Consider the following 13,573-nt stretch of genomic DNA (forward strand, 5'->3'; position numbering starts at 1 on the left):
TCAGAAGAGTTCGCTTAAGCGACCCGCCATGCCTCCCCATCTCTGACCACCGTCCCGCGCTTCTCCTGACGATTGAGCGCGGTCATGACCTTCTTATGGACGGCGGTTCGGATGTGCAGGTCGCCTCGGTCGGCGCCCTTCTTGGCAATGAGCGCGTCTCGTATCTGCGGGATGGTCTGCCGCCCGGCGGATCGCAAGTGCTCGAACAAGAGCCGGGTTAGCTCGCCCTGGTAAAACAGCCCTGCCGGACGCTTGTACCGAGGGAACGTCGTGCCGGTGCCGGCATGCCCGAGCAGTCCGAGAGTGGCGTCTATGTGCAGGATGTCCGCGTACACGGCGTCGAGTTGGTCGCAGACCTTCTCGGCATCGGCCAGGAGTTCGGCTTTCCGTTGCAAGAGCGCGTTGACGACGATGGGGTTTGTCATGCCCCGGAGTCTAGGAAATCCGCCGAAAATTCGTGAGGGGCTTCAAGGTGCGTTTGCTACCTAATGCCGGATGCGTCCCGCCTGCGGCGGCCCGCTCCGGAATGACGTCAGGAAGGGTAGCGGCGTCCCGGCCTACCCTATGACGTCATTCCGGACGGATGCGCCGCCCCGGCGCGGCCGAGCCGGAACCCACCCGCCGCCTGCCGACCGGCCAAGGTCAAAGCCCGGCGCTGCGGAACGCCTTCTCCAAAGCCCGGAAGCTGAGTTGCATCGAGCCGTGCCGGTTGGTGAAGCCGCGCGCCGGCTCCAGCGCCGCCAGTTCGGCGAAGGCGCCGCCCGGCGGCGGGCCGCCGCCGGTCAGCATGGCCTGCATCTCGGCCGCCGCCTGCCGCACCTCGGCGACCGTGCGGCCGACGATCGCGGCGCCGACGACCGAGGCGGCGGCGCTGCCGAGCGCGCAGGCCTCGACCCGCTGGCCGTAGTCGGTGACCCGGTCGCCGTCGAGCGCCACCTGGACCGCGATCCGCGACCCGCAGGCCCGGCTGTAGGCCGAGCCGACGGCGGTCGGCGACGCCACCTCGTGGCCGTCGCGGGCGATCTCGGCGGCGAGGTCGAGCAGCCTGTCCTGGTAGACGGTGTCGAGCGTGGTCACCGCCGGGCCTCGCTCAGGCGGCCGCGTCGAGTTCGGCCTGGGCGCGGCCCCTGATCGCCTTCAGCATGGCGCCGAGGCCGTTCTTGCGGGTCGGCGACAGGTGGGCGTCGAGGCCGATCGCGGCGATGAAGTCCGGCTCGGTCGCGACGATCTCCGCGGGGGTGCGCCCGGAATAGATCCGCAGCAGCAGGGCGATGATGCCGGACACGATGGCGGCGTCGCTGATCGCGTGGAACACCAGCCGGCCGTCGCGCTTCTCGCCGACGAACCAGACCTGCGACTGGCAGCCCTTCAGCTTAAACTCGTCGCGCCGGTACTCCTCGGGGAACGCCGGCAGCTTGCGGCCGAGGTCGATCAGGTACTCGTAGCGCTGCATCCAGTCGTCGAAGAACGCGAACTCGTCGATGAGCTCGGCCTGTTCCTCGGCGATCGACGGCCCGTTCACTGTGCTGGTCGCGGCATCCATGCGCGGCAATCCTCCTGGCCCTTCAGGTGGCGCGGAATCCGGCGGCTGTCAACGCGGCGGTCGGTCAGTGCGACACTGCGTAGAGGGCCAGCGCGGCCAGATCCGGCTCGACCCCCAGTCCCGGGGCCGCGGTCAGGCCGGCACGCCCGCCCTCGACCGTCGACAGCGGGCCGCACAGCAGCTCGCGCAGCGGGTTCGGGTTGCCGTCGATCTCCAGGATGCCGTCGCCGCCGGCGGCGGCCAGCAGATGCGCCGAGGCCAGCAGTCCGATGCCGCCACCCAGATAGTGCGGGCAGTAGCGCCGGCCGGTCGCCCGGATCCGCTTCGCCAGCGGCAGGCAGGCCGACAGCCCGCCCCATTTCGCCAGGTCGGGCTGGACCACGTGGAGTACGTCCTCGCCCAGCGCGGTGTCGAAGGCGGCGTCGCCCATCAGGTTCTCGCCGCCGGCCAGCGGAATCGCGGTTCTCTCCTTCAGCCGCCGCCACTCCGGCCACGGCCGGTCGGCCCGCAGCGGCTCCTCCAGCCAGTCCAGCCCGAATTCCTCCAGCCGGGGCGCCATGTCCAGGGCCTGCTCCAGCGACCAGCCCTGGTTGGCGTCGACCATCAGCCGGACCTCCGGCCCCAAGGCCTCGCGCAGCGCCGCCAGGTTGGCGAGGTCGCGCCCGGCTCCGAACCCGACCTTCAGCTTGAACGCCCGGTAGCCCTCGGCGTGGCGGCGCGCCGCCAGCACCTCGGGCGCCTTCGGGTTGAGCCCGCTGGCATAGACCCCGAATGACGGCTCCGTGCCCCCCAGCAGCCGCCACAGCGGCGCGCCGGCGAGCCGGCCGGACAGGTCCCAGAGCGCGGTGTCGAGGCCGGCGATCGCCTGGGCGAACGGCCCCGGCTCGGCGCATTGCAGGGCCAGCACCTCGGTCGACGCGGTGAGGTGGCGGAACGCCGCCGGCGCGTCCTCGAACGCGCGGCCGACCAGCAGCGGCGCCAGCACGCTGTCGATCAGCCGGGCCCGGTGCTCGGCCCCGACGCCGGGGAAGTTGCACCACACCTCGCCCCAGCCAACGGCGCCGCCGGTGTCGGTCACCCGGACCAGCAGCATCGGCCGGTCGGCCATGGTCCCGAACGAGGTCTGCACGACCGTCTCGAGCGGGTAGCGGAAGACATGCGCGTCGACGGAGCCGATCTCGAACGGCACCGCGCGCATCAGGTCAGCGCGCCGCGCGCCGCCACCGGCCACAGGCACTCGACCACGCCGTCGTCGAGGCCGCCGCGCACGCCGACATACCAGTCGTGCAGGTTCACCGTCGGGTCGACGTGGCCGGGTACCAGCCAGACCCGGTCGCCGAGCCCGAGCCGATGGGCGGACTTGCCGAGCGACAGCTTGCCGTGCTCGTCGGAGGCGCTGACATAGTCGGTATCGGTCAGCCGCCAGACCCTGGGCAGGCCGGAATCGACGGCCGAGGCCTTGTGGCCGGCGTCGACAACGGCGCGGCCCGGCGCCGACGCGCTCATGACCGTCGAGGCCACGAACAGGGCGTTCTCGAACTCCGAGCGCTCCTCGCCGCCCTCGTCGAGGTTGCGGCCGTAATCGGCGTCCATGAAGCAGTAGGAGCCGGGCTGCAGCTCGTTCCACAGGCCGGTCTCGGTCTCGAAGCGGAAGCTGCCGGTGCCGGCGCCGCCGATGGTCCGGCAGTCCAGACCGGCCGCCCCCAGCTTCTCGGCGGTCGCCTGCACGCCCTGGCCGGCGGTCTGGATCGCCGCCCGCCGCTCGCGGTGGCCGCGGATGTGCTGGGCCGAGCCGTGATAGGCCTGCAGCCCCTCGAAGGACAGGCCCGGCGTGTCGGCGATCACCTTCGCCAGCTCGACCGCCGGCGCCCCCGGCGCCACCCCGCAGCGCGCCGCCCCGACGTCGATCTCGACCAGCACATGCAGGTCGACCTGGGCCCGCCGCGCGGCCTCGCCATAGGCCCGCACCTGCTCGGCGTCGTCGGCGCAAACCCCGATCCAGGCGCGCCGGGCCAGCGCCGCCAGCCGCGCCACTTTGGACGCCCCGACCACCTGGTTCGACACCAGCACATTCTCGATGCCGGCCTGCACCAGCACCTCGGCCTCGCCGACCTTCTGGCAGCACTGGCCGACCGCGCCGCGGTGCATCTGGGCACGCGCCACCGCCGGCGACTTGTGGGTCTTGGCGTGCGGCCGCACACGGATGCCGGTGTCGTGCGCGAACTTCGCCATGCGGTCGAGGTTGCGCTCGAAGGCGTCCAGGTCGATCACCAGGGCCGGCGTGTCGATCTCGGCGGCGGCATCGCCGACGCGGGCGGGGGGCAGCGAGGTCATGGGGGGTACTCCTCGAAAGGCGCGGACGGGGGAGCATAACGCCTGATGCGCGGCGGTTCCCAGCGGGTTCGGCCGGCGCTGCCGGATCTCTCGACCGACAGTGGATCGGAACCGGGCTGAACGGCGAAAACCGTCGACATACCGCGCCGACCGGGCGAAACCTGGAAACCTGAATAGACGGGGGGATGTGCAGGTGGACCTTTTCTGGATTGTGCCGGGCCTCGCCCTGGTTGCGGCCCTGCTCGGCTACGGCTGGTACGTCTCGCTGATCGTGCGCCGCAACCGGGCGCGCGAGGCGCTGTCGTCGGTCGACGTGCAGCTGCGCAAGCGTTTCGACCTGATCCCGAACGTGCTGAAGCTGGCGCAGCGCTACATGGACCACGAGAAGGGGCTGCTGGCGGAGATCACCGCGCTCCGCGCCAGGGTGCAGGAGCCCTACAGCGGCCAGGATCCGTCGGCGGTCGCCGCCCATCTGGACGCCTCGCGGGCGCTCGAGACGAATCTCGGCCGGCTGTTCGCCCTGGCCGAGAACTACCCCGACCTGAAGGCCGACGGCACCGTCATCCGGGCGCAGCAGACCTACGAGGAGGTCGAGGGCCACATCTCGGCGGCCCGGCGGTTCTACAACTCGGCGGTCGGCGACCTGAACAACGCCGTCGAGATCTTCCCCGGCAGCGTCATCGCCGGCTGGGCCAACGTCCGGCCGATGCCGTTCTACGAGCTCGACGAGCCGGTCGCCCGGCAACCGGTCTCGGTGGACGACGTGATGCGATGACGGCGGCGTCGCCGCATCCGGGGTTCACCGACCGGCTGGCCGGCTTCGACGGGCACTGGCGGTCGATCGAGCCCGAGCTGAGGCGGATCGAGGCCGGCCGCTGGATCTCGCTGGTCGGCGGCGGCGTCCTGTGCGTGCTCGCCCTCCCCGCCTTCGTTCTGGGCATCGCCCTGGCCGACTGGCTGTTCGACCCCGCCGCCGGCTCCGACGGCCCCTGGCTGGCCGGCGCCCTGCTCGGCGCCGGGACGTTCATGGTCGGGGGCTACATCGCCCACGCGCCTTCCCGCAACGCGGGCCTCCTGATCAAGGAGCGGGTGGCGCGGTTCCTGGGCTTCTCGTACCAGGAGGACGCCTCGGACTTCCCGCTCGGCGCATTCGACGGCGGCGACATCCTGCCCTCCTACTCCGGGAAGTCCCTGCAGGACCATATCCGGGGCGAGGTCTCCGGCGTCCCGATCGCGATGTGCGACGCCGAGCTCACCGAGCGCCGCGGCAGCGGCAAGAGCTCGCGGACCGTGACCGTGTTCCGGGGACCGCTGGTCGTCTCGGTGTTCCCGAAACCGTCCGCCGGCCGAACCATCGTGGTCCCCGACGGCGGCGCCATCGGCAACTTCTTCGCCGGCCGCGGCCAGGACGTCGGCCAGCGCGTGAAGCTTGAGTCCCCCGACTTCGAGCGGGCGTTCGAGGTCTATTCCTCCGACCAGGTCGAGGCCCGCTACCTGCTCACCCCGACGATGATGGAGCGGCTGCTCGCATTCCGGGCTCGCTTCGGCAGCCGGATACGGCTGGCCTTCGCCGAGCGCCAGCTGCTGATCGCCATCGACGACCGGCGCGACTGGTTTCCCGATCCGGGCCTGTTCCAGAAGCTGACGGACCCGGCCCTGGTGCGCGAGCAGGCCGAGGAGATCGCCCGCATCACCGAGATCGTCGAGACGCTGAAGCTCAATGCCGAGACCCGGATCTGATCCGCCAGGCGGGGCCACCGCGTCGAGAGTCGCGGAGGCGTCAGCCCCGTCACTCGCCGACCGGCTCGCCGGGTTCGACGAGCACTGGCGGGCGCTAAGGCCGGAGCTCGCTCGGATTGAGGCATGGCGGTGGTTCTTCGTAATCGTCGGCAGCCTGATGGTGGCCGCAGGAGTGCCGATCCTTGGCTGGGGGATCGGCGAGTTCGTCGGTGCCGTGCGCTCCGGGTATCCGTGGATCATCTATGTGGCTGCCGGGTCGCTGCTGAGCTCCCTGGGACAGTGGATCGCCCGCAGCCCGGCACGCCAGGCCGGCCGCCTCATCCGCGGGAAGGTCATCGGCTGTTTCGGCCTGGGCTATCGGCGCGACGCCTCGGGTTTCCCGATCGACGGCTTCGAGCGAAATGATCTCCTGCCGCGTCACACAAAACGCGAGCTGGAAGATCTGGTCTATGGCGACGTGTCAGGCGTCCCGCTGATCTTCTGCGACGCGACCCTGAGCGTGAAGGGGCTCCGCAGGACGGAGCGCGTCGAGGTGTTCCGCGGACCGCTGGTGCTCTCGCGGTTTCCCAAGCGAGCCCGGGGCCGCACTCTTGTGGTCCCCGACGGCGGGGCCATCGGAAACTTCTTCGTCGGCATTGCCGGTCAGCACCGGCAACGGGTAAAGCTGGAGTCGCCCGATTTCGAGCGTGCCTTTGCCGTCTGGTCGACCGACCAGATCGAGGCCCGTTACCTGCTCACGCCGACGATGATGGAGCGACTGCTGGCCCTGAAGCAGCGCTTTCCCGGCGACATGACCGTGGCGTTCAACGGCCACGAGTTCATGCTGGCTCTCGACGACGGTCGCGACTGGTTTCCCGATCCCGGTCTGCTGCGGAGCCTCACCCATCCGGCCCGGGTGCGCGAGCAGGCCGAGGAGATCGCCCGGATCGCCGAAATCGTCGAGATCCTGAAGCTGAACCTCGATACGCGGGCCTGAGGCGGCACCCGCTCGACTACCCGCCGATCCCGAACGCCTTCAGCAGCCGCTCGGCCGCCAGCGCCGGCGTGGTCTCGCCGGCCGCCACCGCCGCCTCCAGGGCGCCGGTCTCGCTCCGCACCGCCTCGGACCCCTCGAGCGCCGCCATCAGCCGGTCGCGGACCATCGCCCACATCCAGCGCACCTGCTGGCCGGCGCGCTTGGCCTGGAAGGCGTCGGTGCCGCCGTCGCGCGCCGCCTCCAGCACCCGGCGGTGCTCCTCGACGCTGCCCCAGACCTCCTCGATGCCGGTCTTCGCCAGGGCAGAGCACGCCAGGACCCTTGCGGTCCAGTGCGGGTCGGCCGGCTGCATGATGTGCAGGGCGGTCTTGTACTCGCGCATCGCCTGCATGGCGCGGTCGCGGTTGTCGCCGTCGGCCTTGTTGACCACCAGCAGGTCGGCGATCTCCAGGATCCCCTTCTTGATGCCCTGCAGCTCGTCGCCGGCGCCCGGCAGCATCAGCACCAGGAACAGGTCGACCATCTCGGCCACCGTCACCTCGGACTGGCCGACCCCGACGGTCTCGACCAGCACCACGTCGTGGCCGGCGGCCTCGACCACCACCATGCTCTCGCGGGTCGCCCGGGCGACGCCCCCGAGGGTGCCGGCCGACGGCGAGGGGCGGATGAAGGCGGCGGGGTCCTGGCCGAGCGCGGTCATCCGGGTCTTGTCGCCGAGGATCGAGCCGCCGGTGCGCCCCGACGTCGGGTCGACCGCCAGCACCGCGACCTTGTGGCCCCTGCCCGTCAGGTGGGTGCCGAGCGCCTCGATGAAGGTCGACTTGCCGACCCCCGGCACCCCGGTGATGCCGACCCGGTGGGCGGCGCCGGCATGCGGCAGCAGGCGCACCAGCATGTCCTGGGCGAGCGCGCGGTGCGCCGGCTTGCGGCTCTCCACCAGGGTGATGGCGCGCGCCACGGTGGCGCGGTCGCCGGCGAGGACGCCGGACACGTAGTCGTCGAGCGAGAGCTGGCGGCGGGTGGGTTGCTGCGTGTTCACTATGGGGCCGTCACTGCGCTGGATGGTTCCGAACGCCCGTCGCTGCGTGGGTTCCGGAGCCGGGCGCTAGCGCGCCCCCTCCGGAATGACGAAGGGTAAAGAAAATGGTCGTCATCCCGGAGGGGCTGCGCCAGCAGCCGGCTCCGGGACCCACCGGCTGCCCCGACGCCGAAGACTGGCGCCGACACCGCCCCTCACGCCGCCTCGCTCTCGTGGCCGAGGGCCTTGATCAGGCGGCGCAGCAGGTCGGTGGCGGCCTCGGCGATCACCGTGCCGGGCGGGAAGATGGCGGCGGCGCCGGCGGCCTTCACCGCGTCGTAGTCCTGCGGCGGGATCACCCCGCCGGCGACGATCATGATGTCGTCGCGCCCCAGCCTGGCGAGGGCGTCGCGCAGTTCCGGCACCAGGGTCAGGTGGCCGGCGGCCAGCGACGAGGCGCCGACGATGTGCACGTCGTTCTCGACCGCCTGGCGGGCCGCCTCCTCGGGGGTCTGGAACAGCGGCCCGATGTCGACGTCGAAGCCGAGGTCGGCGAACGCCGTGGCGATCACCTTCTGGCCGCGGTCGTGGCCGTCCTGGCCCATCTTGGCGATCAGGATGCGCGGGCGCCGGCCCTCCAGCTCCTCGAACTCCCTGATCAGCTTCCTGACGGTGTCGACCACGCGGCTCTCCCCCACTTCGCTGGAGTACACGCCCGAGATCGACTTCACCTCGGCGACGTGCCGGCCCCAGACCTTCTCGAGCGCCATGGAGATCTCGCCGACCGTGGCCTTGGCTCGGGCCGCGTCGACCGCCAGCGCCAGCAGGTTGCCGTCGCCGGTGCGGGCGGCGGCGGTCAGGGCGTCCAGCTTCTCCTCCACATCCTTCGGGTCGCGCTCTTCCCGCAGCCGCGCCAGCTTCTCGAGCTGGCCCTTGCGGACCCGGGCGTTGTCGACCTTCAGGATCTCGATGTTGTCGGGGTCGTCGACCCGGTACTTGTTGACCCCGACGATGGTCTGGCGGCCGGCGTCGATGCGGGCCTGGGTGCGGGCCGCCGCCTCCTCGATCCGCATCTTCGGGATGCCGGCCTCGATCGCCTTGGCCATGCCGCCGTAGCCCTCGACCTCCTGGATGTGCGCCCAGGCCTTCTCGGCGAGGTCGCGGGTCAGCCGCTCGACGTAGTAGCTGCCGCCCCACGGGTCGATCACCCGGCAGGTGCCGGTCTCCTGCTGGATCAGCAGCTGGGTGTTGCGGGCGATCCGGGCCGAGAAGTCGGTCGGCAGCGCCAGTGCCTCGTCGAGCGCGTTGGTGTGCAGCGACTGGGTGTGGCCGTGGGTGGCGGCGAGCGCCTCGACGCAGGTGCGCGTGGCGTTGTTGAACACGTCCTGGGCGGTCAGCGACCAGCCCGAGGTCTGGCAGTGGGTGCGCAGGCTGAGCGACTTCGGGCTCTCGGCGCCGAAGCCCTTCACCAGCTTGGCCCACAGCAGCCGGGCCGCCCGCATCTTGGCGACCTCCATAAAGAAGTTCATGCCGATCGCCCAGAAGAACGACAGCCGCGGCGCGAAGCTGTCGACGCCCATGCCGGCGTCCATGCCGGCGCGGATGTACTGCACGCCGTCGGCCAGCGTGTAGGCCAGCTCCAGGTCCGCCGTCGCCCCGGCCTCCTGCATGTGGTAGCCGGAGATCGAGATCGAGTTGAACTTCGGCATCCGCTCCGAGGTGAAGGCGAAGATGTCGGAGATGATCCGCATCGAGGGCACCGGCGGATAGATGTAGGTGTTGCGGACCATGAACTCCTTGAGGATGTCGTTCTGGATGGTCCCGCTCAGCGCCGCCGGCGCCACGCCCTGCTCCTCGGCCGCCACGATGTACAGCGCCAGCACCGGCAGCACCGCGCCGTTCATGGTCATCGACACGCTCATCCGGTCGAGCGGGATGCCCGAGAACAGGGTGCGCATGTCGTAGATCGAGTCGATCGCCACGCCGGCCATGCCGACGTCGCCGGAGACCCGGGGATGGTCGCTGTCGTAGCCGCGATGGGTCGCCAGGTCGAACGCCACCGACAGGCCCTTCTGCCCGGCGGCCAGGTTGCGACGGTAGAAGGCGTTGCTGTCCTCGGCGGTCGAGAACCCGGCGTATTGCCGGATGGTCCAGGGCTGGTTCACGTACATCGTCGGGTACGGCCCGCGCAGATACGGCGGCAGCCCCGGCCAGGTGCCGAGATGGTCCAGGCCCTCCAGGTCGGCCTCGGTGTACAGCGCCTTGACGTCGATGCCCTCCGGCGTGGTCCAGGCCGGGGCGTCGAGCGACGGTGCCGCGGTGGCCTCGCCGTGACGGCCGACCGACGCGAAATTCGGGATCCGGCTCATTCGGAACCTCCTTCAGGCGACCACACACCCAGGTCCGACAGCAGCCCGCGCAGGGTGGCGAGCGTGTCGTCGCCGGCAAACAGGTAGCCGTCGATGCCGGCCGCCTGCCACTCCGCCTCGCGGTCGCCCGGACGGCCGGCGAGCCACACCCGCGACGCCCCGGCGGCCTTCAGCGCCCCGGCGACGGCGGCGGCCCTGTCCGCATAGATGCTATCACTCGAGCAGATCACCACCAAATCGGCGGCGGCGTCCTTGAGGATCTGGTTCGCCTGCCCGGGGTCGTCCAGCTCGGCGTCCACCGCCTCGATACCGCCGGTGCCCAGGTGGTTGCGGGCGAAGGTCGCGCGGGCGGTGTAGCTGGCGGCCCCGCCGAGGCCGAGCAGCAGCGCGCGCGGGCGCCTGCCGGTCTTGGTTTGGGCGGCGTCGCAGGCGTCGCGCAGTTCCTCGAACGCCTCGCCCAGGCGGTGCGCCGGCAGCGGGGCGATCTCCGGCTCGACCGGCCCGGCCGGCATCAGGGCGGAGAGATCGACCCCAGCCTCGGCGGCGCGCGCCCGGTCCTCGACGCTGGCGTCGCCCGGCAGCGGGTCCGAACCGTCGCCCAGCCGCTCGCGCGCCGCCGCCACCAGGGCGTCGCGGTCGACCGCGGCCACGTCCACCGGCACCTCGTCGACCTTCGGGAAGGCGTTGACGCCGGTCAGCTCCTCGCGGCGCCGGGCGATGCGGCGCTCCCGCGCGCTCCAGGCCTCGGCACAGGCCCTGGCCACGGAACCCGACAGCAGCGCCTTCGCCATGCCGCCGGCGGCCTCGATCGCCTGGAAGTGGCCCCAGGCGCGCTCGGCGAGCTTGTCGGTCAGCATCTCGACATACCAGCTCCCCCCCGCCGGATCGACGACCCGGGCCAGGTGCGACTCCTCCTTCAGCACCAGCTGGGTGTTGCGGGCGATGCGGCGCGCGAAGCCGTCGGGCAGGCCGAGCGCGTGGGTGTAGGGCAGCACGGTCAGGCTGTCGGCCCCGCCGGTGGCGGCCGCGAAGGTGGCGACCGTGGCGCGCAGCATGTTCACCCAGGCGTCGCGCCCGGCCCAGGCGCGGGGCGCGGTGGTGACGTGCAGGGTCATACCTCGCTGGCCTTCGGGCACGCCGCACGCCTCCAGCACCCGCGCCCACAGCGCCCTCGCGGCGCGCAGCTTGGCGATGCCCAGGAACACGTCGACCCCGACCGGCAGGCAGAACACCATCTGCCGGGCGGCGTCGGCCGGGGCCAGGCCGGCCGTCTCCATGGCGCGCAGATAGGCGACCCCGGTGGCCAGCGCATAGCCCAGGTCGAGCGCCTCGTCGGCGCCGGCGGCGTGGTAGGGCGAGCTGTCGACCGAGACCGCCGTGGCGTTCGGGAAGCGGTCGTGCAGGACGGCGGCGATCTCGGCCATGCGGGCGAGGGCGGCGTCCACCGGCTCGCCCGCCGTGCCGAGGGATGCCAGCGCCCCCAGCGGGTCGGCGCCGAGATGGCCGCGCGCTTGGTCGCCGGCGATGCCGCGCCGCTCCCACAGCCCGGTCATCAGCGCCGCGGCCGGCAGGAAGGCGGCACCCGGCTCCAGCGCCGCCGTGGCGGCCTCCAGGTAGACACCGTCGAGGGCGCGGTCGAGGGCGTCGATGCCGTCGATCATCACCCCGCCGCTGCCCGAGAAGTCGCCGCCGGTGCGCGCGGTGTGGCCGAGCTGCCCGCCGGCGTCGAAGCGCAGCGCCACCGAGTTGGCCCCGGCGGCCAGGTCGGCCAGGATCGCGGCGTTGGTGGCCGCCGGGTCCGGGTGGGCGTGCAGGGTGCGGACGTCCCAGCCGAGGGCCGTGCGCTCGACGGCGCCCTCGGAAGTGGACGGGACGTGGCGCGCGGCGGCGGGCGGCGCGATCGCGTCGTCGCGCGTGTAGATCGGCTCGGTGCGGATGCCCTCGGCCAGCTCGCCGACCAGCGCCTTCTCGTAGGGCACGCCCTTCAGCGCCTTCTCGACCAGCGCCCGCCACTGGTCGCGGTCGGCCGCCGGAAAGTCCGCGGCGAGGGTGAGGGATTCGGTCGAACCGTCGGTCATCGCGTCTCTCCCATATCGGTGAGGAGATACGACGGCGCGGGCGGGGTGGCAACGGTGACGCGGGGTCAAGGGGGAGGGGGAAGCCTGCTTCTACGGTGATCTCAGCAGTAGCTCCAGGCCACCAGGGCCAGCCCGACAATGTTCAGGATCGCAGCGGCTGCAGCACAGAGGAGTACGAGATGCAGCAAATTGAACCGCTGCTCTCTTCCGGCCTCAATCAGGGCGACGACGAAGCTGACGAGGGCCGACAGCCCGGCCGTCCCGACGAAGACCGCCGCCCTCCCGAACACGACACCCTTGTCGTCGCAGGTCCTAGCCAGGAAGCGGCCGACCCCGCTCAAATCGGTCGCCGCGACGATCAGAAACGCCGCCGCAGCCCCGCACGCCGAGATCGCGACCAATACCCACAATGCCCGCAGCAAGAGCATCACCAGATCACCCCGCCCGCAGGATCTTCTCCATCGCCTTGCCCTTCGCCAGCTCGTCCACCAGCTTGTCGAGGGTGCGGATCTCGCGCATGGTCGGCTCCTCGACCGCCTCGACGCGCACGCCGCAGACCACGCCCTTGACCAGGGCGCGCGCCGGGTTGGGCGTCGGCGCCTCGGCGAAGAAGGTCTCGAAGTCGGTCCCGGCGTCGATCTGCGCCTGCAGGCCGTCGCGGTCGTAGCCGGTCAGCCAAAGGATGATCCGGTCGACCTCGTCGCGGCTGCGGCCCTTGCGCTCGGCCTTGGCGACGTAGAGCGGATAGACGCTCGCGAAGCTGGTCGTGGTGATCCGGTGTTTCGCCATGGGATTCCGATCCTGCCTCAGTTCGCGGTCACCCTTCGCACCCTACACCGCCCGCGTCTCCACCCGCATCTCCTCGCCCATCGCCCTGAGCGCCGCATCCACCCGGTCCAGCCGCGAGGCGTGGTCGAAGCGGAACAGGCGGTCGACCGACTCGCGCTGCCAGCCGAGCCGGCGCTGCAGGTCGGCGCGGGTCAGGCCGGCGGCGCGCAGGCGGCGGTGCAGCAGGATCTTGACCTCGACCTGGGTGCCGACGGCGGCCGAGTGAGGCCCGAGTACCGACGGCCGGGGGATCTCCTGGCCGGTCGCGGCACGGGCTGCGAGCGCCTCCTCGATGGCGCCGGACGCGCGGGCTGCCGCCGTCTCGACGTCCTCGCCGAAGGTCGTCACCTCGGGCAGATCGGGGCAGGTCACCAGGAAGGTGCCGTTGTCGTCCGGGGTCAGGTCGATCGGGTAGCGCAGCATCACTTCAGCCCCCCTCACTTCAAACCGAGATCCTGCAGGACCTTGTCTACCAGCCCGGTGCCGAGCTCCTTGCGGGAACCGTGCATCGGCAACTGGCTGGTCCGGTCGCCGAGGCGCACGGTCAGGTGGCCGCTGCCGCCGCGGTGGGCCTCGAAGGTGGCACCGGCCCGCGCCAGCAGCCGCTTCAACTCACTGGCGTTCATGATGTAGGGGATTCAACACTTTCGTGGAAGTCTACATAAGTGTAGAGTGAGCTAAGGCGCC

15 protein-coding genes are annotated in these 13,573 nt (G+C 71.5%); 3 read left to right on the forward strand and 12 right to left on the reverse strand.

Features of this window, described 5'->3' with window-relative positions; genetic code table 11:
• Positions 1–14 precede the first annotated feature (14 nt).
• The 5 genes from RIC31_RS13085 to RIC31_RS13105 all read right to left on the reverse strand — a co-directional run bounded on the left by RIC31_RS13085 (position 15) and on the right by RIC31_RS13105 (position 3,877).
• Complete coding sequence (locus tag RIC31_RS13085; protein ID WP_350107925.1) at positions 15–425, reverse strand: hypothetical protein; 411 nt, start codon at positions 423–425, stop codon at positions 15–17.
• A 217-nt stretch (positions 426–642) separates the two neighbouring features.
• The gene (locus tag RIC31_RS13090; RefSeq protein WP_350107928.1) at positions 643–1,077 is read right to left on the reverse strand and encodes an iron-sulfur cluster assembly scaffold protein; all 435 of its coding nucleotides are present in this window, start codon (positions 1,075–1,077) and stop codon (positions 643–645) included.
• A 13-nt stretch (positions 1,078–1,090) separates the two neighbouring features.
• Entirely contained in the window at positions 1,091–1,543 is a 453-nt protein-coding gene (locus RIC31_RS13095) for a SufE family protein (protein WP_350107931.1), read from the reverse strand.
• Between the two features lie 64 nt (positions 1,544–1,607).
• On the reverse strand, positions 1,608–2,741 hold the full coding sequence (locus tag RIC31_RS13100) for a mandelate racemase/muconate lactonizing enzyme family protein (RefSeq protein WP_350107933.1): 1,134 nt from the start codon (positions 2,739–2,741) through the stop codon (positions 1,608–1,610).
• A complete protein-coding gene (locus tag RIC31_RS13105) occupies positions 2,741–3,877 on the reverse strand; it encodes a DSD1 family PLP-dependent enzyme (RefSeq protein WP_350107936.1) in 1,137 nt (378 codons plus the stop codon). Before RIC31_RS13105 ends, RIC31_RS13100 begins: the two co-directional genes overlap by 1 nt.
• A 193-nt stretch (positions 3,878–4,070) precedes the next feature.
• Between RIC31_RS13105 and RIC31_RS13110 the strand changes: the two genes are divergently transcribed.
• From RIC31_RS13110 to RIC31_RS13120, 3 genes are all read left to right on the forward strand, one after another.
• Complete coding sequence (locus RIC31_RS13110) at positions 4,071–4,652, forward strand: LemA family protein (protein WP_350107940.1); 582 nt, start codon at positions 4,071–4,073, stop codon at positions 4,650–4,652.
• Positions 4,649–5,617: a DUF3137 domain-containing protein gene (locus tag RIC31_RS13115; RefSeq protein WP_350107943.1), complete on the forward strand. Its 969-nt coding sequence runs from the start codon at positions 4,649–4,651 to the stop codon at positions 5,615–5,617. The genes RIC31_RS13110 and RIC31_RS13115 overlap by 4 nt, the downstream gene beginning before the upstream one ends.
• Before the next feature lie 172 nt (positions 5,618–5,789).
• The gene (locus RIC31_RS13120; protein ID WP_350107946.1) at positions 5,790–6,593 is read left to right on the forward strand and encodes a DUF3137 domain-containing protein; all 804 of its coding nucleotides are present in this window, start codon (positions 5,790–5,792) and stop codon (positions 6,591–6,593) included.
• Positions 6,594–6,609: 16 nt separating this feature from the next.
• Here the strand turns inward: RIC31_RS13120 and meaB are convergent, their stop codons facing one another.
• The 7 genes from meaB to RIC31_RS13155 form a co-directional block, all read right to left on the reverse strand.
• Positions 6,610–7,632, reverse strand: coding sequence for a methylmalonyl Co-A mutase-associated GTPase MeaB (meaB, locus tag RIC31_RS13125; protein WP_350107949.1), 1,023 nt, complete (start codon positions 7,630–7,632; stop codon positions 6,610–6,612).
• A gap of 194 nt (positions 7,633–7,826) precedes the next feature.
• Complete coding sequence (gene scpA / locus RIC31_RS13130; protein ID WP_350107952.1) at positions 7,827–9,980, reverse strand: methylmalonyl-CoA mutase; 2,154 nt, start codon at positions 9,978–9,980, stop codon at positions 7,827–7,829.
• A complete protein-coding gene (locus RIC31_RS13135; RefSeq protein ID WP_350107955.1) occupies positions 9,977–12,058 on the reverse strand; it encodes a methylmalonyl-CoA mutase family protein in 2,082 nt (693 codons plus the stop codon). The genes scpA and RIC31_RS13135 overlap by 4 nt, the downstream gene beginning before the upstream one ends.
• Before the next feature lie 101 nt (positions 12,059–12,159).
• Positions 12,160–12,489 (reverse strand): hypothetical protein, encoded by a 330-nt coding sequence (locus RIC31_RS13140; RefSeq protein WP_350107958.1) that lies wholly within the window; start codon positions 12,487–12,489, stop codon positions 12,160–12,162.
• 4 nt (positions 12,490–12,493) lie between these two features.
• Positions 12,494–12,847: a DUF2200 domain-containing protein gene (locus RIC31_RS13145; RefSeq protein WP_350107961.1), complete on the reverse strand. Its 354-nt coding sequence runs from the start codon at positions 12,845–12,847 to the stop codon at positions 12,494–12,496.
• Between the two features lie 42 nt (positions 12,848–12,889).
• The gene (locus tag RIC31_RS13150; RefSeq protein WP_350107964.1) at positions 12,890–13,309 is read right to left on the reverse strand and encodes a type II toxin-antitoxin system HicB family antitoxin; all 420 of its coding nucleotides are present in this window, start codon (positions 13,307–13,309) and stop codon (positions 12,890–12,892) included.
• A gap of 14 nt (positions 13,310–13,323) precedes the next feature.
• Positions 13,324–13,512: a type II toxin-antitoxin system HicA family toxin gene (locus RIC31_RS13155; RefSeq protein ID WP_350107967.1), complete on the reverse strand. Its 189-nt coding sequence runs from the start codon at positions 13,510–13,512 to the stop codon at positions 13,324–13,326.
• Positions 13,513–13,573: the final 61 nt, after the last annotated feature.

The sequence above is a fragment of the Thalassobaculum sp. genome, assembly GCF_040219615.1.
Taxonomy (GTDB): Bacteria; Pseudomonadota; Alphaproteobacteria; order Thalassobaculales; family Thalassobaculaceae; genus Thalassobaculum_A.